The 24457-nt window shown below is 35.8% G+C and carries 14 protein-coding genes and 3 pseudogenes; 7 read left to right on the top strand and 10 right to left on the bottom strand.

Annotated features, from left to right (window positions below):
• Positions 1 to 1430: 1430 nt before the first annotated feature.
• From LEP1GSC049_RS209260 to LEP1GSC049_RS209265, 3 genes and pseudogenes are all read right to left on the bottom strand, one after another.
• Positions 1431 to 2594 (bottom strand): acyl-CoA dehydrogenase family protein, encoded by a 1164-nt coding sequence (locus LEP1GSC049_RS209260; protein WP_002152868.1) that lies wholly within the window; start codon positions 2592 to 2594, stop codon positions 1431 to 1433.
• Between the two features lie 173 nt (positions 2595 to 2767).
• Positions 2768 to 2862 (bottom strand): annotated as a pseudogene (locus LEP1GSC049_RS2000000229180) (ABC transporter ATP-binding protein).
• Positions 2859 to 3959 (bottom strand): CaiB/BaiF CoA transferase family protein, encoded by a 1101-nt coding sequence (locus tag LEP1GSC049_RS209265; protein ID WP_306292769.1) that lies wholly within the window; start codon positions 3957 to 3959, stop codon positions 2859 to 2861. Before LEP1GSC049_RS209265 ends, LEP1GSC049_RS2000000229180 begins: the two are co-directional and overlap by 4 nt.
• Positions 3960 to 4502: 543 nt before the next feature.
• Here LEP1GSC049_RS209265 and LEP1GSC049_RS209270 point away from each other — a divergent pair.
• Entirely contained in the window at positions 4503 to 5579 is a 1077-nt protein-coding gene (locus LEP1GSC049_RS209270) for an NHL domain-containing protein (RefSeq protein ID WP_016561168.1), read from the top strand.
• Positions 5580 to 6873: 1294 nt separating this feature from the next.
• On the opposite strand, the gene LEP1GSC049_RS209275 is transcribed toward LEP1GSC049_RS209270, so the two are convergent.
• Complete coding sequence (locus LEP1GSC049_RS209275) at positions 6874 to 7248, bottom strand: DMT family transporter (RefSeq protein ID WP_004755198.1); 375 nt, start codon at positions 7246 to 7248, stop codon at positions 6874 to 6876.
• A gap of 77 nt (positions 7249 to 7325) precedes the next feature.
• On the opposite strand from LEP1GSC049_RS209275, the gene LEP1GSC049_RS209280 reads away from it, so the two are divergent.
• The 4 genes from LEP1GSC049_RS209280 to LEP1GSC049_RS209295 all read left to right on the top strand — a co-directional run bounded on the left by LEP1GSC049_RS209280 (position 7326) and on the right by LEP1GSC049_RS209295 (position 12233).
• Positions 7326 to 8159 (top strand): alpha/beta fold hydrolase, encoded by an 834-nt coding sequence (locus tag LEP1GSC049_RS209280; protein WP_004754529.1) that lies wholly within the window; start codon positions 7326 to 7328, stop codon positions 8157 to 8159.
• A 980-nt stretch (positions 8160 to 9139) separates the two neighbouring features.
• Positions 9140 to 9472 (top strand): LIC10965 family protein, encoded by a 333-nt coding sequence (locus tag LEP1GSC049_RS209285; RefSeq protein WP_016561158.1) that lies wholly within the window; start codon positions 9140 to 9142, stop codon positions 9470 to 9472.
• A 42-nt stretch (positions 9473 to 9514) separates the two neighbouring features.
• Complete coding sequence (locus tag LEP1GSC049_RS209290) at positions 9515 to 11848, top strand: TonB-dependent receptor (RefSeq protein WP_016561188.1); 2334 nt, start codon at positions 9515 to 9517, stop codon at positions 11846 to 11848.
• A 10-nt stretch (positions 11849 to 11858) separates the two neighbouring features.
• On the top strand, positions 11859 to 12233 hold the full coding sequence (locus LEP1GSC049_RS209295; RefSeq protein ID WP_004753758.1) for a hypothetical protein: 375 nt from the start codon (positions 11859 to 11861) through the stop codon (positions 12231 to 12233).
• Between the two features lie 493 nt (positions 12234 to 12726).
• On the opposite strand, the pseudogene LEP1GSC049_RS02000000224940 reads toward LEP1GSC049_RS209295, so the two are convergent.
• A pseudogene (locus LEP1GSC049_RS02000000224940) lies at positions 12727 to 13258 on the bottom strand (DUF1564 domain-containing protein).
• 1765 nt (positions 13259 to 15023) lie between these two features.
• Between LEP1GSC049_RS02000000224940 and LEP1GSC049_RS209300 the strand changes: the two are divergent.
• Positions 15024 to 16391, top strand: coding sequence for a flavin-containing monooxygenase (locus LEP1GSC049_RS209300; protein WP_004756549.1), 1368 nt, complete (start codon positions 15024 to 15026; stop codon positions 16389 to 16391).
• Between the two features lie 1111 nt (positions 16392 to 17502).
• Here the strand turns inward: LEP1GSC049_RS209300 and LEP1GSC049_RS209305 are convergent.
• The 3 genes and pseudogenes from LEP1GSC049_RS209305 to LEP1GSC049_RS2000000227005 form a co-directional block, all read right to left on the bottom strand.
• The gene (locus LEP1GSC049_RS209305; RefSeq protein WP_004755748.1) at positions 17503 to 18516 is read right to left on the bottom strand and encodes a zinc-dependent alcohol dehydrogenase family protein; all 1014 of its coding nucleotides are present in this window, start codon (positions 18514 to 18516) and stop codon (positions 17503 to 17505) included.
• Between the two features lie 132 nt (positions 18517 to 18648).
• The gene (locus LEP1GSC049_RS209310) at positions 18649 to 18882 is read right to left on the bottom strand and encodes a hypothetical protein (RefSeq protein ID WP_004755766.1); all 234 of its coding nucleotides are present in this window, start codon (positions 18880 to 18882) and stop codon (positions 18649 to 18651) included.
• A gap of 4 nt (positions 18883 to 18886) precedes the next feature.
• Positions 18887 to 19116: pseudogene (locus LEP1GSC049_RS2000000227005) on the bottom strand (hypothetical protein).
• A gap of 282 nt (positions 19117 to 19398) precedes the next feature.
• On the opposite strand from LEP1GSC049_RS2000000227005, the gene ispG reads away from it, so the two are divergent.
• Positions 19399 to 21390: a (E)-4-hydroxy-3-methylbut-2-enyl-diphosphate synthase gene (gene ispG / locus LEP1GSC049_RS209315; RefSeq protein WP_004755752.1), complete on the top strand. Its 1992-nt coding sequence runs from the start codon at positions 19399 to 19401 to the stop codon at positions 21388 to 21390.
• A gap of 992 nt (positions 21391 to 22382) precedes the next feature.
• Here the strand turns inward: ispG and LEP1GSC049_RS209320 are convergent.
• Entirely contained in the window at positions 22383 to 23042 is a 660-nt protein-coding gene (locus LEP1GSC049_RS209320) for an MORN repeat-containing protein (RefSeq protein WP_004755758.1), read from the bottom strand.
• Between the two features lie 122 nt (positions 23043 to 23164).
• Positions 23165 to 24370, bottom strand: coding sequence for a metallophosphoesterase (locus LEP1GSC049_RS209325; protein WP_016561163.1), 1206 nt, complete (start codon positions 24368 to 24370; stop codon positions 23165 to 23167).
• Positions 24371 to 24457 lie beyond the last annotated feature (87 nt).

The raw sequence follows: 24457 nt of genomic DNA, 5'->3' as shown, positions 1-24457 counted from the left end.
TGTTTAAAAATTTATTATACGACTTAATCTGCGGGAACTCACAAATCGTGAATTTACAGTTAAACTTTGGGAATTGTGGGAACTACTATGAAACGTCAAAAGAATCATCGCCCATCCGATTTTCTACACAAAACCGCTGTTTTGCGGCCATCACTAAAATTTAAATCCCATTTTAACATGGGTTCAGCGCGAGTAAAAATTTTCTAAAAGTAGTAGTTCCCACAACTTTAGAATTTACTCGTAAAATCGTGGTTTGTGAGAGTTCCCACATCATTTTATAGACAAACCTAAGTTTTGTAATAGTTCCTACACTTGAATACGATAGATCCAAGTATTATAAACTTCTATTTTATAAATTAGAGTTGTTGAAAAATTAATTCTTGATCTGTTTGTATTGGATTGAAATGGACAATTGAAGCAATTTTACGAATTTTCACTATGGAATTTTTCAACAACTCTATTGTAGTAGCTCCGACAAATTACGTTTCTTTTTATCTTTTTTATGATTTTAAACCATACTTTTCCAAATGAAATTTTGCAGTAGTTTCCACTCGATCTATAAAGTTCAGATTCCAACTTTTTTCAGAATTATGAATTCCTTGCGTCGAACTCACGTTAAACGCTTCTCTCTATGAATCACAATATCGGATCAAGTTATTGGTATTTTAGAAAAATAGGATATAGTTTTATAATCTTCAGGAACTTGACCAGAACTGAGGCCTATCCATGACGACAGAAATTCCCCCAGATTTCCCTAGACCGAATTTATTTTAAATAAAGTGAGCAGGGCCTAACGCGAAAAGGGATCGATGCGGGAAAACTAAAGCAGAACGCTCTCTACCATAACCAACCCTACAAGTATTTGGATCTCAATATAAATCTGTCGGAATTACGACAAATCCTCTGTAAAAAATCGGGCCCCACCGTACACGTTTTGGGTGGAGGAAGAGAGGTGGTGGGAAAATTTGAAAGATTTTTCTCTATCAGAAAAACATACTTTTTGCAAGTAAAAAGTCTCATTCTTGTCGGAACACTTGAAAAAATGTACGTTTTGGATCGCGTTTGAAACTCAGTAAAACGCTCTCTACGGATCGCGTTTTATATTAAAACTAAAGGCGATTGTTATATAATGTTTTATGAATACAATTTATTGACCAAAGTTGAGAGGCTTGCCTGTGACAAGCCAGATTCGCTCCAGCTTTCTTATGTCGAACTCACGTTAAATAGGAAAAGAAATTAAGCTATCTATCTATTTTGTAGTCGCAAGATGGCTCGATCATAGTCCACAAACAAAATAAAAAGGCGCTCGATGATAATACCGAACGCCTATGTTCTCTCTGGTCGAAACTTTTAAACTTTCGTTTCGATCCGAAATTCAATTTTATCAAATTGTTTCCAATCGGAACATACTTTCAAAAATTCTAATTTTCTTATTTAGCAGATGCTGCCTCACGAATTACATAAGCGGCAATCTCGTTTTTCTGAATCTGAGTTGTTCCTTCAAAGATACAAAGAATTTTCGCGTCTCTCATTAGTTTTTCGACCGGATATTCTTTTGTATAACCGTATCCTCCGAAAATTTGAACCGCGTCTAAAGCACATTTCATCGCAGTTTCAGACGCGTGAGCCTTTGCAATTGCGGAATATTTTGGAAGCCTAGGATCCTCTGCGTCGGACATTCTCGCTGCGAGATAAGTAACTTGACGGGAAGTTTCTAAACCGATAGACATATCCGCGAGCATATGTTGCACCGCTTGGAAACTAGAAATCTTAGATCCGAACTGCTCTCTTTGTCTTGCATATTTGGAAGCGTAATCAAGAGCCGCTTGAGCAACCCCCACTCCCATCGCCGCAACATAAGGGCGAGAAGCGTTCAATGTTTGAAGCGCATAAATAAATCCTAAATTTTCTTTTCCGATCATATTTGCTTCTTCTACCGCACAATCTTCAAAGATGATCTGACGAGTGTCAGAAGCACGGATTCCAAGTTTATCTTCTTTTTTACCAACGGTCAGTCCGGGAGTATCTCTTTTTACATAGAAACAACTTACTCCTCTGGTTCCTCTTCCTTTGTCAGTATATGCAAATACTGTATAAGCTCCTGCACTACCTCCACCTGTGATCCACTGTTTGGTTCCGTTGATAACCCACTTATCACCTTTCTTTACGGCTGTGGTACTCATTCCGGGAACGTCTGATCCTGCACCAGGCTCAGAAAGACAGAAAGATACTCCGTACTCTCCATCGACCACGGGTTGTAGCCATTTTTTCTTCTGCTCGTGAGAAGCACCTTTTAGAATTGGAAGAATTCCGAGCCCCGTATAACCAAAACAAAGAGAGATTCCGAGACATCCTCTGGAAAGTTCTTCCGTGACAAGACACTGTTCAACAGAACCAAGTCCCCAACCACCATATTCTTCGGGAATGGTTAAACCATTCACTCCTAGTTCTTTTCGCATACGATTGATGAGTTCTTCTGGATGTTTATTTTCTTCGTCCCAGTGGATAGCAACTTCATGAGTGATTTCTTTTTTCACGAAATTGCGAATCTGGTCTCTGATCTCGAGCTGTTGTTCGGTAAATTCCTGGTACATCGGTTTTGCCCTTCTTATCTTAAGAGAATATTCTAATCCTACTTTTTTTTTACAGTGATTAGATCAAACCAAAATATAAAGTAAAAAACCAAGGATCTGTTTGTTTTTTATTTTTTTTATTCATTCCACGTTGAGAACTTTTCAAGCCCTCAAAAAATCTTTCTAAAACTAGTTTACTTTTTGAATTTCAAAGAACGAACGTTCTGTTCACAATTTCTAGAATATTTATAATCGAGATGTCTTTCAATTGTTTATCGATGAAATTCAAATCACTTTTTCTTTTTTCATCGTTTCTATTTCTTCCATAGTATACCCTAAAGTTCGATAGATAGTCTCATTATGTTCCCCGTGACTCGGCGGATCCAAACGATATGTTACGGGAGTTTCGGAAAATGAAAAAGGGGCTCCAAACTGAAAATAATCTCCATAATCCGGATGTTTTTTTTCCTTAACCATTCCATTCTCCTGGAATACCGGGTCCTTAATCACCTCTTCTATTGTTTTTACGGGAGTCAGGCAAGAATCCTCATTTTCAAAAAGAGCATTCAAATCTTCGAATGTTTTTGCGGAAAAATAGGAAGTAAGTATTTCTTTCCATTTAGGAAAGTTTTTTTCCTCTGTAGGTAATTCTTCCAAATGTTTATCCAACCCAGTCTGCCGTAAAAAAGTTTTAAAAAACATATCTTCAAGAGCGCCTAATGCTACCCAACGACCTTCCTTAGTCTGATAAACATTATAATTTGGTAATTTACCGGAAAGCAGTTCATTTCCCCCTTCTGGATTTTTTCCGGTGGCTCCGTAAATCCCTCCATACAAGGATAAAAATGGCAATGACGAATCCATCATGGAAACAGAAATCTTTTGTCCCTTTCCTGTTTTTTCTCTCGCGTACAATGCCGCCAAAATTGAAGAAAGAGCCGTCATAGTCCCCCCTCCTATGTCTGCAAGTTGGTATCCTGGAATCTGAGGTGTTTTTCCGGTCTGCGAAAGTACTCCGGAAAGTGAGAGATAATTTACATCGTGTCCCGCAAAATTTCTATATTTTCCTTCCGTTCCATATCCGTAAATTCCACAATAAATCAATTTAGGAAAACGTTCCTTTAAATCGTCATACCCATATCCCATTTTGGCAAGTCCATCCGGTCTAAATCCCTCCAAAAGTATATCAGCATTTTCTAATAATTTAAAAAGTATCTCCTTAGATTTCTCTTTTTTTAAATTGAGAGTAATTGCTTTTTTATTTCGATTGAGCATCAAATATAAAGAAGGGGCTCCGTTCTCTTTTTTAAACATTATTCGAGTTGCATCCATCGCCCTGGGATTTTCTACCTTTATCACCTCGGCTCCCATATCTCCCAAATACATAGAACATAACGGACCCGGTAGTAATAAACTTAAATCGATTACTTTGATTCCGGAAAGTGGACCTTGATTCATTAATTTACGACCTCTCTTCTCCCATTCGGATAAAAAGATCTATTTGAGATACCTTTTTTTATACTTAGGATTTCCGCACTACGATCCACTTGCAAATTCTAAGTAGTTCCATGCGAAAGCAATTGAAGCACTCAAGCAGAATGCTCTTTCAAACTAAAACGTCTTGCTTTATGATCATTCGAAGTAACTAAAGCAAAACGCTTTCTACGGATCGCGTTTTATATCTAATAAATTGAATTCAGAAAAAAGATTTTGTTTTTAATCGAACCTCATGATCGGAACTGAAAGCACAGTCTGCGACTCAGGATTCACCCCGATTTTCTTTCGCTGAATTCACAGGACTAAAGTGTAAATGATTGGACTAGGTTCTTTTTATAAGTCCTAAGCAATAGACACAACTTCTATTTTTTCGTAAAAACCCACTGTAGTTTTCTAGAAAAAAATTTATTCTAATTCTTATGAAAGATAATTATGTTCTCTAGAATTTTGATTTCCGTTCTAGTATTGGTTTCCTGTTCCCCTTCCTCTGTTTATAATCCTAGTATTTTTATGAGTCAGGCTTGGTTTGAAAACACGATCCTGGACTGTATTCTTAAAGAATGTTATCTTTGTTCTCTCAAAATTACAGACAAACCTGTTGTTAGTTTGTTTGCCGGTACTGGTGTTGCAGAAAGTATAGATGGTACAATTTCCACAGCTTCTTTCAAAACCCCTTTCGGCTTAGAAGTAAATACTTCCGGAAATATTTTTGTGAGTGATCAGATGACCAACCTGATTCGCAAAATTGATCCCTCCGGAAATGTAAAAACTCTTTCTACAAACTTACCTTTACAAGATCCTTCCGGTATCAAGTTCGATCCGCTTACTGGAGACAAATATGTTTCCTGCAAAGACAGTGATCAAATTTATAAGATAGATCCTACGGAACAATTTTCTTTGTTTGCCGGAAGTTCTTCCAACTTGAGCGGTCTTCAAAACGGGGATAGGCTCAATTCCTTGTTTGACGGCCCTTTTTTTATGGACATAGATTTAGAAAGAAACTTATACGTGGGAGAGTTAAGCAATCATACAATTCGAAAGATCAATCTAGACTCAGGTATGGTAAGCACTTTTTCCGGAGGAATTTCGGGTTATTTGGACGGAGATCTAACCTCGGCTCGTTTTAAATCTCCATTAGGAATTGCTTATGATCGTAAAACGGATAGTTTATTGGCTGCGGATATTCAAGATCATAGGATTCGAAAAATAGATCTCAAAACTTCTACCGTATCCACTCTTTTGGGAAACGGAATTGGAGCAGACGTAGATGGAAACGGAACGAGCGCTTCGTTTTTTGGTCCCGCTTTCATTTCTATAGATAACAGGGATTATATGTTTGTATCGGACGCTAACTCTAATAGAATCCGTATTGTGGATCCTTTACTTAACGTTTCTACAATTGATCATACGTTTATGGATATAGGTGTGGTTAAAGTTGATTGTTTGAATCAAAGACTGCTCGTAGCCGATTCTAGTGCGAATCAAATTTTCCAAGTTAAGTTTGAATGATTTTTTTGCGTTTAATTTTCATTCCGAAAACTTAAGCGTTCCGCGCATCGGTAGAAATCGAACTAGAGTCAATCAATTGAATACTTAAATGATATGTTACATAAAGTTTTTATTATATATAATTTATTGACTACTATAATAAAGTTGTTGAAAAATTCCATAGTGAAAATTCGTAAAATTGCTTCAATTGTCCATTCAATCCAATACAAACAGATCAAGAATTAATTTTTCAACAACTCTAATTTCAATTTTTAGGGAGAAATACTACTCAGAACTATATATAGAGTACCTAAAATCTTTATTGCAAAAACCCATTTGAGTGCAAAATACCTGGTACTTCGTTATGTAGCTGTTAGTAGTAAAAAAGTTTTATCACTGATCCTTACTAAATTGATTACCATAAATTTTTATTGCAAAGCATCATTTCAAAGCAAAATGAAAGGAACTTTATTTTATAGTTCTGAGTAAGTTTCATGAAAGTTCAAACTTACATTTTTGATTACAGTAGAGTTAATTTTCTTCCGTTTTGTTCGTTAAAATAAATGTATAATATCGTTTGTAGACATGGATTTTTTCAAAAACTCTATTGATTTTTTAAATGTGGGAACTACCTCAATAAAAAATAGAAGTTTATAACCTGTCGTATTTAAGTGTGGGAACTATTACAAAATTTAGGTTTGTCTGTAAAATGATGTGGGAACTACTGCTAATCACGATTTTACAAACAAATTTTAAAATTGTAAGAACTCATACTTTTAGAAAATTTTTTCTTAAGCCCTGCTTACATTAAAATGGGATTTAAATTTTGATGATGGTCGCAATACAGCAGTTTTGTGCAAAAATCGGATTGAACGGTGTTCTTTTGACATTTTATAGTAGTTCCCACAATTTTCAAAGTTTAACTGTAAATCCACAATTTGTGAGAGTTCCCACATCAATTTTTTTACAAAAAAATTGACCTAGGATAAACAGATTCTTTACACCGAACTTACGTTATACTATTCTTCTGTTTTTTTACTGACAATTGCATAATAAAAATACAATAGAGTTGTTAAAAAATGAATTCTCTATCTGTTTCCGTCACATTAAAACGGATGGAGAATTAACTTTTCAAAAATTTTATTACTGAAGTATAAACTATTAAATTAGAATCTTATTATATAGTTCTGATTAAAATATTATCAATTAGAGCATCAATTCTTAATTGAAAAATCTTTGATTGAAATTTGACAATAAATTCAACATGATCATCACATTTTCTAACGTTTTATAGAAGATTATTGGTAAAAGTAATTTAAGATTTTGTTTCGAACATATTTGCGGCGCATAACCATACCCCTATGAGTATCAGTATAATTCCCGCCCATTGCGACCAGGTCAATCTTTCCTTAAAAGCAATGGAAGATACGATCAACACCAGAATAAAACCAGCGCTCGTAAATACTGGATAAGCGAGTGATAGTTTTAATCCTTTTCCCAATACAAAACGATACCCCAGTAATGCAAGGCCGAAGGATGCCAATCCTCCGATAAACATTGGATTGAAGATCACTTGTATCCCATCCGGTTTTTCTGAAAGGTCTTTTAAAGCACTTGCCTTTATTAGAATATTGGCAAGTGCGTTGAATACAAGTGCCACTATAAATACAACTAAAACTTGAATTTGCATATTGTGTTTCCGGTTTTGACTTTACGAAAACCAGTCCACCTAGGGATTTGGAAAGATCAAGGTCAAATTTTTTTATTATGTTTAGAAAAACGTTTCACTTTCAAGGACTCAATCTTTCCTACATAGATACCAACTCTAAATCCAAACCTACAATCCTTCTTTGTCATGCTAATGGATACAGCGCGTTTACTTATAAATTTTATATCGAGTCGTTACAAAATTCACACAGAATAATTGCTCTGGATTTTGCAGGTCACGGAGAATCCGATTCTACTTTGAATTTTAAAGATTGGTATTTTTTCAGAGACCAAGTTCTCTCTCTGATTGAAACTGAAAATCTTGATAACGTAGTTGGAATCGGACATTCCCTTGGAGGTGCAAGTCTTCTTTTAGCTTCGTATCATTCTCCTCATCGATTTAAAAAGGTAATTGCTCACGATCCTGTTACATTAAATTTTCTGCAAATTACGTATTCTCGTATTTTTCATAACCCTCTGGCTCAAGTAGCAATTAAACGCAGAAGAGAATTCAAAAATCTTGATACCGTCCGTAAAATTTATAAAAGAACTCCTTCCTTTTCACGTTGGGACGATGGAATTTACGACGATTATATTCAAAGTTGTTTTCGATTCGGTGTTAACGGGGAGGCGATCCTTCGTTGTGCTCCCGAAGTGGAAGCAAAAATTTTCGATTCGGTAAGTTATCGTAGTTTGTTTCAGTTTGGGAAAATTAAAACCGAAACACATATTACGATTCCTGATCCACATGAAGTTTGTTCTCCCAGTACAGCAAAAAAAATTATTTCCGGTAATATTCGATCTTCTTTAGAAATTTGGCCAAAAACCTCTCATTTTTTTCCCTTTGAAGAAAAGAATAAAACTTTGGATAGAATTCTACGTGTTCTTGGTTAGTTAACGTGAGTTCGGTATAACGCAAAAGAGATCGATGTGAGAGGAACTAAAGCAGAACGCTCTCTACCATAACCAACCCACACAAGTATTTGGATCTAAATATAAATCTGTCGGAATTACTACAAATCCCCTGTAAAACTTATATCTAAAACGCTTTCGTAAAAAGCGTTTTGCTGAGTTAACGCGATTCATAGAGAGCGTTGCATGAGTTTTTTCTAATTTTGGGAAGAGGAAAGGCTTGGGGGACTTTTCTCTATCAGAAAAACATACTTTTTGCAAGTAAAAAACCTCATTCTTATCGGAACATTTGAAAAACGTGCGCTTTCATCCTAAAACGCGACCCTTAGGAAAGCGTTTTACTGAGTTACGAACGCGACCCTTAGGAAAGCGTTTTACTGAGTTACGAACGCGACCCTTAGGAAAGCGTTTTGCTGAGTTACGAACGCGATCCATAGAGAGCGTTGCATGAGTTCAATTTTGATTCTAAAATCCTATTCAACTTGTGGGATTGGTTATGGGCTCTTATGGATCCACGTTCTATATTGAATCTAAAGACAAAATATCGTATTAAGTTTCTTTTATGTAATTTATTGAACAGAGCTAAAGAGTCCGCTTGCCTGTGACAAGTCTGATTCGCCCCAATTTTCTTACGTCGAACTCACGTTAGAATTAACGGTACTCAATTTTATAGAGATCAGTAATTAGTTTTTTCAAATTTAGTTTTTACGTTCTTTAACAATTTTTTGAAAGTTTGACCGAAATCTAAATTTGTATGAGTTCCCACATTTTATTTTTTGCGGAAATAGTAGGTTTCATAAACATCTGGATTTGGTTCCGAAATCAAACAAGGTCGGAACCAAGACTAACTGTTCTTACAAACAAAATTTTGAAATACTCAAGTGGTAGTTCCCACATTTCAAATGACGATTTGATTTTCTACTTGATCCTATTAATATTGATTTATCATTAGCAACTATACGATGATCCTACAAGGTCTCAAATCCGGATTTCTCTCCATCTTACTCATACTTTTCGTGAGTTCGGGCCTTCATACCCACACAGAACAAGAAATCCAAAAATTTTCCGGCGTCTATTTTTCTACAAATAAGGATACAAAACAAACCGTCTCTTGTCCGATCTGTCAGTTTCAAAGGGAATCTAATTCTTTTTGGAATCTGGATTTTTTAACCGGAAATCTACCTTCAATTTTTCTCAAAAAAATTAGAACCTCATTTGAAATTTTCATTTCACCCTTCGACCTGTATCAAAATAGATACGGACGGGCTCCTCCTATTTTACTCCCACTTTCTTAAATCAATTTTTTGATCTAATGGACTTCGGTCCGGGAGTTTCGTTTGAAAAAGCAGACATATTATTATTTTAGAATACTTTTATTTTCGACATTTATTTTTCCAATTTCAATTTTAGCGTTAGACGTCACACTAACGGGTATAGCTAAAGATAGACGTGGAAATCCTATTTCCAATGTAAGAATTACAATCCAAGAATCTAGAAAAATCGCAACTACAAATGACAAAGGAGAATTTATTTTAAGTCACGTTCCACCCGGAAAATATACATTAGTCGCAACATCAAGAGATCATCAGTCCGAAACTATTTCAATTACTATCAGTGAAAAAGACGAAAAGATACAATTTATTCTTTTAGAAAGTTCCTTGGACCAATCCGCAATCAACGTCACCGCTAAATCTACAAATTCGGACTTTTTAACCGCTCCTCAACCAATTACCGTTTTGTCGGGTAGACAACTAGATCGTCAAAGAGGAGAAACTGCAATGTCTGCCATCAACAATACTCCAGGAGTTTCCAATCTTACAACAGGTGCAGGAACTTCTAAACCGATCATCCGGGGTCTTACCGGACAAAGGGTTTTAGTTATGACCGACGGTATTCGTCAGGAAGAACAACAATTTGGAGACGATCACACAGTAGAATTAGATTCTTTTAATATTCAAAAAATTGAAATTATTAGAGGCCCGGGCAGCTTACTCTACGGCTCGGACGCTCTTGGAGGTGTGGTAAACGTAATTCGAGACAAAGCACCTCTTTCCGGAGAAGGAATTCCTAGGATGGCCGGCATTTTCAATTCCAACAGTTATTCCAACAATAAACAGGATGCTGGCAACTTTGCAATCTATGGAAATCTAAACGGTTTCGGTTATCGTGCCAGTTCCAATTCCAGAAAAGCGAGTAGAATGACTACCCCGAACGGAACCCTTCGTAATACTGGGATGATGGAAAAAAATCAAAGTGCGTCCATTGGTTTGGACGGGGATTGGGGTAATTTTTATCTGGATTCTTTTCGAAGAGAACAAACTCAAGACTTATTGGATAATCCGAACGAAAATCCTGGGGCTACTGTCTCTCAAAAACTTTTTCACGAGAAATCTCATTTTCATTCGTTTTTTATTTTCTCCGCAGGTAACTTGGAACTTGACTTTTCCTATCAGAGAAACAATCGAAGAGAAATTGAATCTAAAAATAAACTTCTGCCAATTCAAAACGTTCTTTTAGACGAAAATGCAGACGTTTTAGATAAATCTTTCCAGTTCTACCAAGTTACTTCCAAAGAAAAATACCAAGGTTTAAATCTTTTTCTAGATACAACCACAGCGGATGCTAAATTTCATCATAAACCTATATTCAATTTTTTGAAAGGAACCATCGGAATATCTGGTCTGGAACAAAAAAACAGAACGATTGGTACAGAGCCGCTGATTCCTTCTTACGGCATCATTAACCTTGCCGGTTATTTTTTAGAAGAACTCAAATTGGGTTCCTTAACTTTCAGTGCTGGGATTAGAGGCGATAAACGATCCGTCGACGTTAGAAATAACCAAACCCTTGATGTCTCCGAACAAACCAAAAATTATTATATGACAACCGGTTCCACCGGTCTTGTATGGAGGATCCATAAATCCTTCTCCGCCGTTTTTAATTATGGACGCGGTTTTAGGGCCCCTTCTCCCTTTGAACTTTTTTCACACGGAGTCCATGAAGGAACTGGTAAGTTTGAAATCGGGAACAATCATCTAAAACCCGAATATTCAAATAATCTGGATTTCTCTCTAAGATTTGCTTCTTCTAAAATCCAAACTGAGATTAGCGTTTTTCAAAATCACATTCAAAATTTCATATATGCTGCAAGTATAGCCGAAATAAACCCAGATTCTGGTTTACCAAAATACGAGTATAAACAAGGGAACGCGGTTTTAAAAGGAGGAGAATTTTCGATTCAAGCTGAACTTTTCCGTAAACTCATTTTTTCCGGTGGAATCGATATTATTCATTCTAGAAATCAAAACGATACTCATCCCCTTCCTAGAACTACTCCGAACCGAGCCCGTGCCGGTCTTAGATGGACGGAAGATTCTATTTTGGGCTTAAAAAATTTCTATTTCTCCATCAACGGCAGATTTTACGATTCACAATATAGAGTCGATCCTAAAGAAACCCCCACCAAAGGTTATAATCTTATGGACATAGGGCTCGGTTTTGAACTTCCTCATTTCGGAGACGGAACTTCAAATCCTACTGTAGACTTGAGCATTCAAAACGTATTCAATGTTTCTTATGTAGATCATCTCAGTAGATACAAGGAATACGCTCTCAACCCAGGTTTGAACGCAATTTTTAAGGTTTCCTTTCCGTTCACTGCAATTCAGTAGGAGGTCATTTATGAAACAGTATATTTTAATATTCTTAATCATTCCGATTCTTTTTTGTCAGAATGAAGAGAAAAAACAAAACCAAGATCTGATAATCCGTTTACTTGCAAACTCTCTCAACGAAACCCGTTCAGACTGCGTCTATTGCACGGATACTCAGGCCTTTCAAGGAAACTGTTCCTGCTTTTCGAACATTCCTGTTGGGAGTTGTCAAGGTTATTCTTCGGGTCGTCAAAAATCAAATTCGATCCGGATTTCCTGCGAAAACTTGACTTCGAAAGGAGTTTGGTTTGAAGATTCGGATAACCAAGGAGCCAAATCCTGTTCTTTTTTATCCTGTCCACCAGAAGCTTATAGAGCAGCGTTTACTCCTGACGGTTTTTGAATATAATATAATGTGAATTCGGTATAACGCGAAAGGAATAGATGCGGGGGAAACTAAGCAGGTCGCGTTTGAAACTAAAGTAAAACGCTTTCTATGGATCGTGTTTTAGATCGCGTTCTAAATTGAATCTAAAGACGATTGTTGTATTATGTTTTCTGTATTCAATTTATGACCAGAGTCAAAGAACCCAATCCGACTGCCTATGGCAAGCCGGATTCGCCCCGGTTTTCTTACGCCCTGTTCACGTTATATTAGAGTTATTGAAAAATAAATTCTTCATCTGTTTTTTTGCATTTAAATGGATAATTAAAGCAATTTTGTCAATCTTCACTATGGAATTTTTCAACAACTCTAATATTGTTAGAACAACTTTTTTTTAAATTTGGTTTTACCGATCCCCATAAAATTGAGTTACTTGAATTTTAATATTATATATTATGAATATGTTTTTCATTTTTTCAATGATCACCAAACAGTGATTTTATGTTGAAAACTATTCTAGGTCTAAGGCGTAAAAATAAGATTCTGGTTCACAGTGTAGTTTTCGGGTGACTCGATTGTTTAGCAGATCTAAGTGTAGGATATAACTGTAAGACCAGTGAAACGTGGGAACTCCCGCCCGAACCGTATTCAAAATAGAATCACCGACCCCGAGGGCTTCCAACTTCAAAAGATAATTAAAAAGATAACACCTAGACACACCATGAGCTTGAGCCTTGAGCCAACGTTCCCAAAAGAGTCCAACTTGCAGAAGGAACACGAACGCTTATTCGTTTCATTTTTGATTTACCCGGACTGGATTGATACAAAGTTCTGTCCGCTTTTTTGCCAAGACGTTCCGAAGAAGAAATATATTTCCCATAAATTTTTAAAAGTGCAGGAATTTTTTTAGTAAGCAGCTTTACATCTTTTTCGGAAAAAAGAAGCCAAGTATCTTCCGGAATCAAAAGAGTGACCGTTTCGGAAGGATTTTTTTGAAGTGTAGAACTAATTTCATGATCAGAGTTTAGTAATAAAGCGCCCATACCTACTACGGTTCTCGTAAAGAGTGGAACGGATCAAATTTGAATCAAAAAAAATCACTCATCTCAAAAAATTTTTCGAGAGTAATAGTGAATTTTTCCAAAGGAGCCATTTATAAAATAACATGAGTTAGGCGTGAGAATTTATGATTCATTTTTTGAAAAAAGTTGGAATCTGAACTTTACAGATCGATTTCTAAAATGTGGGAACTACTGCGAATCACAGTTTTACGAAAGAATTCTAAAATTGTGGGAACTCATACTTTTAGAAAATTCTTTTTCAGCTGAACTCACGTTAAAATGGGATTCAAATTTTAAAGATGACCATAAAACAGTAGTTTTGTGCAAAAATCGGATTGGGCAATGATTCTTTTTGTATTTCCTAGTAGTTCCTACAATTCTCAAAGTTTAACTGGCATTTGTGAGAGTTCCCACATTTATCTTTTTACGAAAAAATTGACCTAGGAATAAAACGAATTTCTCCACAAATTCACGTAAACTACTCATCCCTATCAAATTGAGTATCTAAATATGATTATCACAAAGTGTTTTTTACATGAGCCCGATAGAATCCAACGCGAAAGCGATATTATACTGTGATCCACAGAGAGCAATATTGAGTTTGAAAAATTCCATAGTGGCAATTGTTTCAATCGACCGTTTCCATAAAACAGACGAAAAATTCATTTTTTTAAAATAACTATATTATCGAAGTTCAAACTATTGGATTAGGTACTTTATTATATATTTCTCAACAAATAGTTCCCACAAAATTATAAAAATTTGCAATTCCCTGTATTTTTTCGAAGGAAGTTAAAGCTCAATCCTTTCCAATTTACATCGGAAGGATTTTCATCATTTTATAGGTCCTAAACTTTGGGAATAAACCTAAAAGCTATGTAAAAAAGCGCCAAAATTTCTTATTGAAAGAGCATTTTGCGATAAAAATCCATAGTACTCATTTTTTTATAGAGATCAATAGACAAATTTTCATCATTCTACATGTCTTTAAATCTGGACTCTCCTCTTTATTTTATCATAGCAATGATCTAAACTAAAAATTCATATGACTGATTCATTTTTAATTCCAAAATACATAAAAATATAATAAAATACTTATAAAAAAACTAAAAAATATTTGTATAAAATTATGATATTCTATTATAAAAGAGTCTTTGAGAGATCATAGAGCTAGACATTTAAGTTTCAGAAAAATGTGAAACTTAAAAAACCAAAAAACATCAATATTCCAGAATATACTTTTTATAACCTGGGCAGTATAAACTTTTTCTAAAAGTTAAAATATGAATCTACTTTAAAAAAAATCCTATCTATATTCGATTTGTAAAAAAACTTCCACATCTTTGGTAAAATAGACCTTTCATTTTTAATATGATTTCTATGTGTACGAGAAGTAAAAATAATTTTTAAATAAACTACTCAGAGTTATATAATAGAGTGCCACAAATTTTTATCGCAAAAGCGTTTAAGTGCAAAATATTGAGTATGTTGTTATATAACTATCAATAATATAAATCCGTATTTTTAAAGTTTATACAGACGTTCTTATATAAGTATAGAAAAAAAATCTAATTTTAGCCGATCTAAGAAGAAACAAACTAAGATTGAAAAATGAAATTCTTCCTATTTTTTTACTTAAAATTTCTTGCATCTAAATTCTACATAAATAGGATCTTTCGAAAATATAGTATTCGTTGATATTCTAATTGATTTCACGAATGATTCTAAAACGTCAAGGAAAGGTCAAATGAAATCGAACGCTAGAGTTTGTGTAGTAGGTGCTGGACCAAGCGGAATTGCCGCTGGAAAGAATTGTGTCGAATACGGTTTAGACGTAGTAATTTTCGAAAAAAACGATAAAGTCGGTGGGAACTGGGTTTTCAACGCCAAAACCGGTCATTCCAGCGTCTACGAAAATACTCATATCATCAGCTCTAAGGTTTGGTCCGAATATGAAGACTTTCCAATGCCCGAAGACTATCCCGAATATCCAAATCACAAACAACTTCAAGCTTATTTTGAATCTTATGCAAAACACTTCGGAGTCTATAAGAAAATTCGATTTCATCATACCATTCAAAAAATTACAAGAACGCCTAACGAAGAATGGAAAGTAGAATACACGAACGCTTCTAAAAAGAAGAAGGTGGAATTTTTCGATGTCCTTATGATTGCAAACGGACATCACTGGGATCCTAAATATCCAGAATATGAAGGTAAGTTTACCGGTAAATTTTTACATTCTCATGATTTCAAAGGTGTTACAAACGAATGGAAAGGAAAAGATATTTTAGTCATCGGAGCCGGTAATTCAGCTTGTGACGTTGCGGTCGAATCGGCAAGAGTTGCAAACAGCGTAAAGTTATCAATGCGAAGTCCCCAATGGTTTTTTCCGAAATTTCTTTTTGGTATGCCTTCCGACGTATTTGCCGCAAGAACTCCCAATTGGATTCCATCTATTATCAAACAATTCGCCCTTAGTAAGTTAATTTATATATTACAAGGTTCTTATAAAAACTACGGCCTTCCAGAAAACAAAAATCTAGCGCTCAGTCATCATCCAACTTTAAATTCTGATCTTCTGGATTTTATCCGTCACGGTAGAATCAACCCTCGTCCTGCGATCAAAAAATTACACGGTAAAGAAGTGGAATTTATAGACGGAACCAGAGAACGTTTCGACATCATCTGTGCTTGTACCGGTTTTTGGACTACGTTTCCTTTTTTTGATAAATCGTTTATCGATTTTCAACACGTTGAAAAAATTCCTCTCTTTCGCAAGATGATACACAACGATTATCAAAATTTATATTTTATCGGTTTGTTTCAACCCGTGGGTTGTATCTGGCCGATGGCAGATTATCAAGCCAAATTAGCTTGTTTGGAAATTTTAGGAAAATATAAACGTCCCAAAAATTTGAAGGCCTCAATTCAATACGAAATTGATCATCCTCACTTTACATTTGAAGGAGGCCAAAGACACGCGGTAGAAGTAGACTATCACTCTTTCCGTAAAGAACTTAGGCTGGAACTTCTAAAAGCGGGTGTTGATATTGGAAAACCTCCCGGCGGAAATAAATCTCTTTATAAAAATTTTCCGAAAGCCGCGGGTTAAGACGAGTTTAAAAACCGTTCATCTTGTGGGAACTCATACGAAAACTATAATAAATATAGAATTTATAGAGATTACTATTTTTGATTTCTAAAAACGTAGAGTTCCTACATTTATTTTTAGAGACCAACTCAATAAAATTTCGAACTTTTGAAAGTTTTACTGCGAAATTTTAATTTGTGGTAGTTCCCACATTTTAAAATTTTACCGTAAAATATGGATTTGTGAGAGTTCCCACAGATTAAGTCACATAAAATATTCATTTTTCATGATTTGGGTTCGTAAGAGTTCCCACGTTTTATTTTTTACGGGAAAATCAGATATACTACTCAGACACATAAATAACGTGAATTCGGTATAAGGAATCTGTTTCCTAAAATTTCGTTTTATCGTGAAAAATGGATGTGGGAACTACCACTTTTAGAAAATTCTTAATGCCGAACTCACGTTAAATAACGCAAGTTCGGCCGTTAATAACTTGGTATTATTTTCATGCGTCCGAGTAGTAAATCTAACTTAAAATCGTTGGCCTTTTTGTGTGAGATCCCACATTTTAAATTTTGAAACAGGCCTAAGAATCATATTGTTCGAGAAATAAGTTCCATCCTTTGAAACTTGTCGAACTATCGTTCAGAAGTACATACAATAACAGAATACTTAAATTTTATTTTAGAAAAGGATCTTGCAATAAAAACTCGAAACGTTCAATTTCATAGAGATCAATAAAATCAAATCACATAAGATAATTATAATAAAACTATATTTAATTTACAAAATACACTTAACGTAAATTCGCGGAAAAAATCGGGCGAATCCGGCTTTGCCGGACCGCGCTTTCAGCTCCAGTCAATAAATTGCATAAAAGAAACGTAATACAATATATTATCTTGAATTACAATTTATCGACTACGCCTCAATCGCTTTCGCATTGAATTACGCCGAACTCATATTACTTATTAGAGTTGTCGAAAATTCTATAGTGGAGATTAGCGAAACTGCTTCAATTGAATTGCCCGTTTCAATGGAACAGAAAGAGATGGAGAATTGATTTTTCAACAACTCTATTGATAAAACGCCAGAATTCAAAATTCTTCTTAAGACTTTGCAGTAAATTCTAAATTTCGATACAAACCTTTCCAAAATGTTTTCCTGCTTTTAGGCTTTCAAAAGCTTTAGGAACCTCTTCAAAAGAATAAACGTGATCCACTACTGGTTTGATCTTGTTTGTCTCGATTGCACAATTCATATCTTCGAAGTTTCTTTTATTTCCTACGATAATTCCCTGAATCCGAATTCCCTGCATCAAAATCGGAAATAGAGATAAGTTATTACTCTCTCCTCCAGCTAAAACCCCGATCAATGCGATCGTTCCCCAAGGTTTTGTACTAGAAATCGATTTTTGTAAAGTACCCGCACCTCCCACTTCGATGACAAGATCAGCGCCTTTCATTTCCGTTATTTTACGAACTTCTCTATCCCAGTTTGTTTTTTCCTTGTAGTTGATGACTTCGTCTGCCCCTAATTCTTTTACTTTTGCCAATTTTTCTTCGCTTGAAGAAGTAGCAATGACTCTACATCCCATCATTTTAGCAAATTGTAATGCAAAGATAGAAACACCTCCGGTCCCTTGAACGACTACGGTAGCTCCAGGTTGTATGTTTCCGTGAGTTACAATCGCGGTGTAAGCAGTCAGAGCGGCACAAGGAAGTGTAGAAGCTTCTGCAAAAGAAAGATTTTCAGGCATTGGAACCAGACCTTCCTCTTTAAAAATTCTGTATTCGCAGAGTGTTCCGTCTAACGGACCCCCTAGAGTATTTTTTAACATATCTTTTTCCGGAGCGCCATCGAACCAAGTCTGAGCGAAATTCGCACATATCTTATCCCCTATCTTCCAACGAGTAACTCCTGGACCAACTTGAACTACTTCCCCCGCTCCATCGGAAAGAGGTATCAAAGGTAGTTTTTGTTTAGGATTGTATTTACCTATCGCCATTAAATAATCTCTATAATTTAAAGAAGCGGCCCTAAAACGAACGAGCACTTCTCCTTGTACTGGAACCGGATCGGGGCGTTCTGAAATTTTTAAATTTTCCAGGCCAAATTGATTTTGAATTTCGTAAACTTTCATAAGTTCGTTTTATCCCTGTTAGACGGCTTATTTTTTTCTATTCATTTTAATTGAATTTGAAAATCTTTATCTTTGAATTTTATAAGTGTTTTCAAAAAGTTTTCTGTGATAAACAACAGAAACTAGAATTGATCAAATCCTTTCTCGGATCAATCCTTCTCCCGATTTTAGAGAAAGAATTCTATAGCGCAAAAAAGTATTACACGTAGCTTCTTCCGTGTAACGAACTAGATCATAATCGGGCCTATGAGAACGAAAAAAATTAGAATGTACAAGTCTTTCCGAAATTTCTTTTTGAATATGCGCTCTCGCTTCAGTTCTTCTTAAATATTCGGAAGGTATGATTACTTCGTTCTTATAAGACAAAATATTATTCCGATAAATAGCGACCGTAACCCGTATACGGTATGTCTCTGTTGGTTTCGAAAAAGAAAATTCCATGATTGATTGATTTATTTCCGAAAGATGTGTTTGTACTATCGGATTGAGAAGGCTCAAAATCAATTCGCCCCGTAAAAATACGTGAAAGAAATTTACAGAGTTTGACGGTTCTCTTAAGTGCGATAGAAACTCCATTTTATGAAGAACTTGCTTAAATATCTGTTTTTTACTTAGTTTTGAAATCGATTTTACTCTGATAAAAAGGAGAATGACGAGGTTATAATTCTCTACAAAACTGTCTTAAGTAACGTAAATTAACGCGAAAGGGATCGATGCGAGGTCAATAAATTGAAACTAAAGACAATTGTTGTATTATGTTTCCTCTATGCAATTTATTGACCAGAGCGAAGAGCCCGGTCCGGCTGCCTATAGCAAGCCGGATTCGCCCTGATTTTATTAAGTCGAACTCACGTTAAGTAAGAGGGAGTATTCTAAACGATAATGAATTTTAGATACAATCAAACACCTTTCGGTTATCAAAGAAGAAGATCCAGAGAAGTCAAAGTAGGAGACGTCAAAGTAGGCGGAAATAATCCGATCGTCATCCAATCTATGATCAATAGCGATACCACGGATACACAAGGTTCCGTAAAACAAATTCTGGAACTGGAACGAGCCGGTTGTGAAATTGTAAGACTTACAGTTCCCTCTCAAGCGGACGCAGACAATCTTCCTTCGATTCGACAAGAACTGAAAAAAGCGGGTAGTAAAGTTCCTCTCGTTGCGGACATTCACTTTACTCCTAGCGTCGCGATGAAAGCTGTCGAATATGTGGAAAAAGTAAGAATCAATCCTGGCAATTTTGCAGATAAGAAAAAATTTGTAGTCAGAGATTATACGGACTCTGAATACAACGAAGAATTGGAAAGAATTTCGACAGTATTTTCCCCTCTCGTTTTACGTTGTAAAGAATTAGGAGTTTCGATGAGGATCGGAACCAACCACGGTTCTCTTTCCGATCGGATCATGAACCGATACGGCGACACTCCTCTGGGTATGGTTGAATCCGCTCTCGAATTTATACATATCGCAGAAAGTTTAGGATATTATGATATTATTGTAAGTATGAAAGCTTCCAATCCTCAGGTCATGGTTCAAGCCTATAGAATGCTCGCTTCCAGATTTAACGAACTAAAAATGGATTATCCTTTACATTTAGGAGTTACCGAAGCGGGAGATGGTAATGACGGAAGAATTAAATCTGCCATAGGTATCGGTTCTCTTTTAGAAGACGGCCTAGGAGATACAATTCGGGTTTCTCTTACAGAAGATCCTGTTTTAGAAGTGCCGGTTGCAAAACTTCTTGCAGACAAATTTAACAAAAAAACTTCGAACCAAAATTCCGCAAAAGGTTATTCCGAATTTAGAAATCCTTTCTCTTATAATCGATTTTATAGCAGTGAAATCAAGTTCGCCCAGTTCGAAGCGGGAGAAAATCATCCGGTACGAGTGGAAACGATTTTACCTTTCGAAAATTCAAACTCATTTTTAGCAAACGTTGCAAAACTTTATCAGTATGGAAAACCTCTTTCAATAGAACCGGAAAGCATTTTAGTTGATTCTCCCTTACCCGATCAATTGAAAGAAATTTCTGAAGCGGCGGCGGCGTTGTCTATTCCGGTGGGGATCCTTCTTTCTAAAAACGTTTCTTTAAACGAGAAACTTCAAAAAGAACTTCTTAGTTTTCCTAAGATCGTATTCGATCCGTTTCTTCAATTTCAAGACGGAGAAAAGATGTTATCTTTTCTGAAAGAAAGACAATACGCTGGGCTTTTTTCGGAAATTCACACGAGTGGCGATAAAATTGATTTTCTCAGAGGACTTCCAGATACGTTATCCGAAATAGGAATCAAAAACGTTTTATTTTCTCTGGATTCCAAAGAAATTTTATACGACTATAGAAAATTAGGAAACATTCTAAGTAATTTTGAATTTCCGATTCTTCTTCACGGCTCTTTTTCCAATCCGGAAGAAGCTTTGTACAATTCCGCAATCGGCATAGGCGGACTTTTGATAGACGGCATCGGAGATCTGATCCGAATCTCTACTCCCAAAATCAAAGACATCGAAGAAATATTCCAACTTTCTTATGATCTTTTACAAGGCACCAGACTTCGTTTAACAAAAACGGAATATATTTCCTGCCCTTCTTGCGGTAGAACCCTTTTTGATCTTCAGGAAACTACGGCCAGAATCAAATCCAGAACCGGTCATCTCAAGGGTGTTAAAATTGCGGTGATGGGTTGTATTGTAAACGGTCCTGGTGAAATGGCAGATGCAGATTTCGGCTATGTGGGTGCCGGTCCGGGCAAAGTCCATCTCTATCGAGGAAAAGAAATCGTTCTAAAAAACGTTCCCAGTGAAATCGCGGATGAAAAGTTAGTACAACTCATCAAAGACAACGGACTTTGGTCGGATCCCTCTAATGATTAGAATTTCATAATCTTATGTTATTTGATCCGCGGCTTTTTTGTTTTTTATTCGTCAAGACTTTATTTAAAACTTGGTCCGACAAACTATTGAATATGAGTTCCCACAAGTTCAAAGTTAGTCTGCAAAACCCGGATTTGTGAGAGTTCCCACATTTTAAAAGTTAGTCTATAAAACCCGGATTTGTGAGAGTTCCCACATTTTAAAAGTTAGTCTATAAAACCTAGATTTGTGAGAGTTCCCACATTTTAAAAGTTAGTCTGTAAAACCCGGATTTGTGAGAGTTCCCACAAATTCAAAGTTAGTCTGTAAAACCCGGATTTGCGAGAGTTCCCACATTTTAAAAGTTAGTCTGTAAAACCCGGATTTGTGAGAGTTCCCACAAATTCAAAGTTAGTCTGTAAAACCCGGATTTGTGAGAGCTCCCACAAATTCAAAGTTAGTCTGTAAAACCCGGATTTGCGAGAGTTCCCACATTTTAAAAGTTAGTCTGTAAAACCTAGATTTGCGAGAGTTCCCACAAATTCAGTTTTACAGAGATTCATTTACAACATTAGAATATTCCGTTTAACAAATAATTTTACTGACCCCTAGTACTGTACAAAACGTAGATTAACGCGTGTTCAATAAAATTCAATGCGAAAGGGATCGATGAATGAACTAAAACACAACGCTTCCTATGAGGCGCGTTAACTCAGCAAAACGCTTTTTACGAAAGCGTTTTAGGATCAAGTTATTGGTATTTTATAAAAATTGAATCTATCTGTTTCTGGAATTTCACAATAACTTGACCAGAGCTAAGAGCCCGGTTCGGCTGCCTATGGCAAGCCGGATTCGCCTTTATTTTATTATACAAAATTTACAGAATTAAAATTTCATTCGAAAATTTGATTTTAAGATTCTTATCTTTGAATCTTATAATGTTTTTTTTAAAATGTTGAAAACTCACTCAAGACTACCCACCTAACACTGAATCATTGATCGTGTGTGAAAAATTATCCGTGACAACTTAGTTTGTTTCGGATAATAGAACATTCTTTTTTTCTTTTTCCCACAATCAGATGTCCTTCTGCACTTTCTCCGTCGTCGTAAAACCTTCCGCTAAATACGGCCCCGTTTGCAAATCGATACGTTCCGGTTCCCACTTTCTTATCGTTTTGAAAATATCCGGAATATAAATCACCGTCTTTGTATTGAATCTTTCCGTATCCATGTCGTTTATCATTTTTGAAAGTTCCGGAATATACTTCTCCGGTATCGTATACGTATATACCCTGTCCATTTTTACAATTTCCATTTTTACATCCGGGAGCAGTTCCAAGATAAGAGGAAATGGATTTAGTTTCTTCCCGATAAGGTCGATTTGGTTCCGAGGCTTCTTCTACGTATTTTTTAGGTTGGCCTAATGCGTCTTCTTGAAAAAATTTTCTTTCCTTTAAATCCGGTTCCAGTTCTAATTCTTTATTTTTTTTCTGTGAGTTCGGAGTTTTAACGTTTTCTTTCTTAGTAGTTCCTTTGTTTTTTTTTCCACAATCTAAGAACACAAAAAACAAAAGTAAAATAACTCCTAACGCGAAGATTATTTTTCGATCGATCCCGAAAAGTACCATCGCCGCCTCCTTTGTTTTTATATCGGAATCCGGCTTAGGTTTCAAAAGGTTCGTATTTTAAAGTAGGTTCTATAAAATCCAAAAAGAAACATCGTCCAATCAAATTTTTGCACAGAATCGCCGTTTTGCGGCCATTATAAAATTAAAAATCCGTTTTAGAAGATTATTTAAGAATTTTTCTTCAATTGAATCACGCTGATTTCGGAAGGCGCTCCGAGTCGTATCGGCGGTCCCCAATATCCGGTTCCACGACTTACGTAGATCCAAGTATCCTTATGTTTATGAAGTCCCGCTACAAACTTCTGCGCCAAATAGATTAGTAGATTACCCGGAAAGTATTGTCCTCCGTGAGTATGTCCGGACAACTGTAGATCAAATCCGGCTTCCGCCCCTTCAAAGACGCTATTGGGTTGATGAGCGAGTAATATTTTATAATCCGTTTTTTCCCCACCTTTCATTGCACGATACGGATCTGTTTTGTGTTCCTCAAGAATTGTTCCCGCTTTTAAATCAGTAACTCCCGCAAGTGTTAGGCTAGCCTTACCGTGTTCTAAAATTTTATTTTCGTTTAACAATACTCGGATTCCGTGTTTTTCCAATTCCCGAATCCAAGAAAGTACACCCGAATAATATTCGTGATTTCCAGTTACAAAGAAGGTTCCGTGTTTAGATTTTAGATTTGCAAGAGGTGTAATATGATGCCCTAGTTTACTTACGGGCCCATCTACCAAATCTCCGGTAATTGCCACCAAATCCGGTTCCAGTTCATTGATTCTTTTAACTACAGATTCTAAAAAACTTTTTTTAATCGTAGGTCCTATGTGAACGTCAGAAATCTGAACAATTCTAAATCCGTCTAAGGACGTATGTAGATTTTTTTCTATTACTTCTACCAAAATCACTTTTAACTTTTTATGCGCCTGATAAAATCCGATTCCGGTCAATCCCCCCGCAAGTCCAAGTACCGAAAAACTTAAAACCCTATTTAGAAATTCTTTTCTTTGTATCAATTCTGCGGTTTCACTTTCTATGGTATTCTGACTCGGAAAAAATTTACTAAGTCCGTAAAAAGACACGGTGGTAATGTCTTTTAACAATACCAAACTGAATAAGATCGTAAAAAAACCGAGTCCAGTAAACGCCAGATAGGAAAAAGCGGTTTGAATTCCTTCTCGTTTGGAAGTCAGACTGATATAATAGCTCACCGGAATACTTAAGGTGAACAATACGATCAGAGTCCACCCTAACCAAGAAATCCATCCTTGATTACTTAAATTTGGAATTAAACGAAAGCCTGTATACGTATAACCCAACCCGATAATGAACGTAAACACCGTAAGAAAAATAAGAAAACGAGAGATTTGATTTTCCATGATCTTATATAAGACCTAAAAAATTTCTTAAAGTTTCTTGTTGAATTCAATTTCTTCGGCGCAAAACTTCTCTTTTTATTTTCGTTT

Source organism: Leptospira kirschneri serovar Cynopteri str. 3522 CT (assembly GCF_000243695.2).
Classification (GTDB): domain Bacteria; phylum Spirochaetota; class Leptospiria; order Leptospirales; family Leptospiraceae; genus Leptospira; species Leptospira kirschneri.
This window is presented reverse-complemented; position numbering and strand designations above follow the sequence as displayed.

Excerpts from the sequence above, each read along its gene's own strand:
- LEP1GSC049_RS209305 (WP_004755748.1), bottom strand. The coding sequence starts at position 18,516 with ATGAAAGTTTACGAAATTCAAAATCAATTTGGCCTGGAAAATTTAAAA.
- ispG (WP_004755752.1), top strand. The coding sequence starts at position 19,399 with ATGAATTTTAGATACAATCAAACACCTTTCGGTTATCAAAGAAGAAGA.
- LEP1GSC049_RS209270 (WP_016561168.1), top strand. The coding sequence starts at position 4,503 with ATGTTCTCTAGAATTTTGATTTCCGTTCTAGTATTGGTTTCCTGTTCC.
- LEP1GSC049_RS209325 (WP_016561163.1), bottom strand. The coding sequence starts at position 24,370 with ATGGAAAATCAAATCTCTCGTTTTCTTATTTTTCTTACGGTGTTTACG.
- LEP1GSC049_RS209275 (WP_004755198.1), bottom strand. The coding sequence starts at position 7,248 with ATGCAAATTCAAGTTTTAGTTGTATTTATAGTGGCACTTGTATTCAAC.
- LEP1GSC049_RS209265 (WP_306292769.1), bottom strand. The coding sequence starts at position 3,959 with ATGTATTTGGGAGATATGGGAGCCGAGGTGATAAAGGTAGAAAATCCC.
- LEP1GSC049_RS209285 (WP_016561158.1), top strand. The coding sequence starts at position 9,140 with ATGATCCTACAAGGTCTCAAATCCGGATTTCTCTCCATCTTACTCATA.
- LEP1GSC049_RS209295 (WP_004753758.1), top strand. The coding sequence starts at position 11,859 with ATGAAACAGTATATTTTAATATTCTTAATCATTCCGATTCTTTTTTGT.
- LEP1GSC049_RS209300 (WP_004756549.1), top strand. The coding sequence starts at position 15,024 with ATGAAATCGAACGCTAGAGTTTGTGTAGTAGGTGCTGGACCAAGCGGA.
- LEP1GSC049_RS209260 (WP_002152868.1), bottom strand. The coding sequence starts at position 2,594 with ATGTACCAGGAATTTACCGAACAACAGCTCGAGATCAGAGACCAGATT.
- LEP1GSC049_RS209280 (WP_004754529.1), top strand. The coding sequence starts at position 7,326 with ATGTTTAGAAAAACGTTTCACTTTCAAGGACTCAATCTTTCCTACATA.